This is a genomic window from Caballeronia sp. (assembly GCF_049581465.1).
Lineage (GTDB): Bacteria > Pseudomonadota > Gammaproteobacteria > Burkholderiales > Burkholderiaceae > Caballeronia.
The window spans coordinates 1-2,527 of sequence record NZ_JBAUSA010001334.1 but is presented as its reverse complement, the minus strand read 5'-3'; the positions used below and the strand labels follow the sequence as shown (position 1 = coordinate 2,527).

Sequence of the window (2,527 nt, the reverse complement as noted above, 5' to 3'; positions counted from 1 at the left end):
CCCGATGCGGCCGCCGTCAAGCTTCACGACCACGGCGGCCGAGGCCAGTGCGAACTCGTACGACGCGCGATCGCGCAGCTTCAGGTAGACCGAGCGGGCGTTAGCCGGCAGAGGCGGCAATGTCACGTGCGTGACGAGATCGCCCGGGTCGAGCACGGTTTCGCGATCCGGCGTCGCGCCCGGCAAAAGGTAGAAGTCGTCGATAGCGATGCTGCGCGTGCCCTGTGCTCCTTCGACGTGAATGGTCGCGTCGAGCGCGGTCAGCGCGACGTTCATGTCCGACGGATTGGTCGCTATGCAGGCGTCGCTGGTGCCGAGAATCGCTAGCGTGCGATTGAATCCGTGGACCGCCGGACAGCCCGAGCCCGGCTCGCGCTTGTTGCATGGCATTGCGGTGTCGCGAAAGTAGACGCAACGGGTGCGTTGCAGCAGGTTGCCACCGGTCGTCGCCATGTTCCGCAATTGTGCCGACGCTCCCGCGAGCAGCGCCTGCGACAGCATTGCGTACGGCGCGCGGATCAACGGATGCAACGCCAGGTCCGCATTTCGCACCGTCGAGCCGATCTTGACGCCGCCGTCAGGCAGCGCTTCGATACGGTCCAGCGGTAGCCGGCTGATATCGATGACATGCGTCGGCCGCTCGACGTTCAGCTTCATGAGATCGAGCAATGTCGTGCCGCCTGCGAGAAAGCGCACTTGCGCGCCTTGCTGGGCCGTTGGTGAGGCTGTGGCCGCCGCGATCGCGTCGCGCACGCCGTCGGCGCGCGACAACTGGAAGATTTCCATGTTGGCGCTCCTCAGGACTGGCCGCGTACGCACTGGATCGCGGCGACGATGTTCCGATAGGCGCCGCAGCGGCACAGATTGCCGCTCATCGCTTCGCGCACGTCGGCATCGCCGCGCCCAACGGGTTCGTGGAGCAGCGCGACCGCGGACATGATCTGTCCCGACGTACAGTAGCCGCACTGGTAGCCGTCACATTCGACGAACGCGGCCTGCATCGGATGCAGCGCATCGGGCCGGCCGATGCCTTCAATGGTGGTGATCTCGTCGCCGGCGTGTGTGCCCGCCAGGGACAGGCACGCATTCACGCGTCGTCCGTTCACATGCACGGTGCACGCGCCGCATTGGCCGTGGTCGCAACCCTTTTTCGTGCCGGTGAGATGCAAATGTTCGCGCAGCGCGTCCAGTAGCGTGGTGCGCGGATCGAGCGATAGCCTGTAGATATTGCCATTGACGGTCAGCTCGACCGGCATGACCGTGTTGGCGGCAGGCTGGTGACTCGTTCGGGCTGCGTCGCGCTCAGCGCTCTGCTGTGCAGCGGCGTTGTTGAAGGCGGTCTGATGGATCATGTGTTCTCCTTATGGAGACAGCGGCAAGAATCGGTGTGCCCTAGCAGCAGGATGAAGTAGATGCCAAGGTCCGTACACGATCAATCGCCGGATTGTGGGGCGTTCAGGACAAGCGTGGAAGACGCATCACGCACGCCAAATGACACTGGAGCAAGTGCGATGCCCACGCGTCTAAAAAAGAGAGAGCCTCGACAAAAAGCCTCTAGCCGAAAAGCCGTGCCTGTTGGCGGATTGGCGGCGTGCGACCCTGAGCAGCTATCGGTGCCGGGAGCAGTCGATTTCTTTATCGACCGGGTGTTTATCTTTTGCCAATTGACGGGGGGGAGTGGCTAGTAGGCGCATGCGCGCTACTGGCGCTATGCTACCGGTTCCGCCCATTCGAGGACCATGTCATGAAACAGTCACCAGGATCCGTGATCACTTACCAACGCCCTGACGGGAAGGCCGTCCAGGGTTACTTGGCCAAACCGCAGAAACTGGAGGGTGCGCCCGCCATTGTCGTGATCCAGGAATGGTGGGGTTTGAACGACCAGATCCGCGGCGTGGCAGACCGTTTCGCGCGGGCCGGTTATCTGGCGCTGGTTCCCGATCTTTTTCGCGGCAAAAGCACCGTCGAGGAGGAAGAGGCGAGCCACCTGCTGGGCGCTCTCGACTTCGCCGATGCCGCCGGCCAGGACGTAGCAGGCGCCGTGCAATACCTCAAGACCCAGTCGGCGCGGGTCGGTGTGACCGGTTATTGCATGGGCGGCGCCCTGACGCTGCTAACCCTATGTAATGTCCCGGACGTATCCGCCGGCGTGGTGTGGTACGGCTTCCCGCCGCTCGAATACATTGACGCATCGAAGATCAAAGCGCCCGTGCTTGGTCACTGGGCCGACCAGGACGCGTTCTTCCCGGCTGAAACGGTCGACGCACTCGAGGCCAAACTGACTGAGGCCAAAGTCGACGTGGAGTTTCATCGCTATCTTGCGCATCATGCATTCGCCAACGAGACAGCGGTCGGGCCAGGGCGTATTTCCAGGACCCAGTTCGATCCGGTCTGGTCGCAGTTGGCGTGGGACCGGACGCTGACATTTTTTGGCCGCACACTGTGGGCGCACGCCGGCTAGCATCGCGGCGAGGGACGGGAGACCAGCGGCGAAACAATCCTCCGCCACTAGTCTCCGGGTCTTGTG

General features: G+C 63.1%; 3 protein-coding genes. 1 reads left to right on the top strand and 2 read right to left on the bottom strand.

From position 1 onward, the window contains the following. Together WCA53_RS32310 and WCA53_RS32305 are read right to left on the bottom strand one after the other, a co-directional pair. On the bottom strand, positions 1-786 hold a 786-nt coding region (locus WCA53_RS32310), incomplete at its 3' end, for an FAD binding domain-containing protein (protein WP_423921425.1). An 11-nt stretch (positions 787-797) separates the two neighbouring features. Next, complete coding sequence (locus WCA53_RS32305) at positions 798-1,352, bottom strand: (2Fe-2S)-binding protein (protein ID WP_423921420.1); 555 nt, start codon at positions 1,350-1,352, stop codon at positions 798-800. A gap of 392 nt (positions 1,353-1,744) precedes the next feature. Here WCA53_RS32305 and WCA53_RS32300 point away from each other — a divergent pair, with 392 nt between their 5' ends. Then, a complete protein-coding gene (locus tag WCA53_RS32300; RefSeq protein ID WP_423921417.1) occupies positions 1,745-2,461 on the top strand; it encodes a dienelactone hydrolase family protein in 717 nt (238 codons plus the stop codon). Positions 2,462-2,527: the final 66 nt, after the last annotated feature.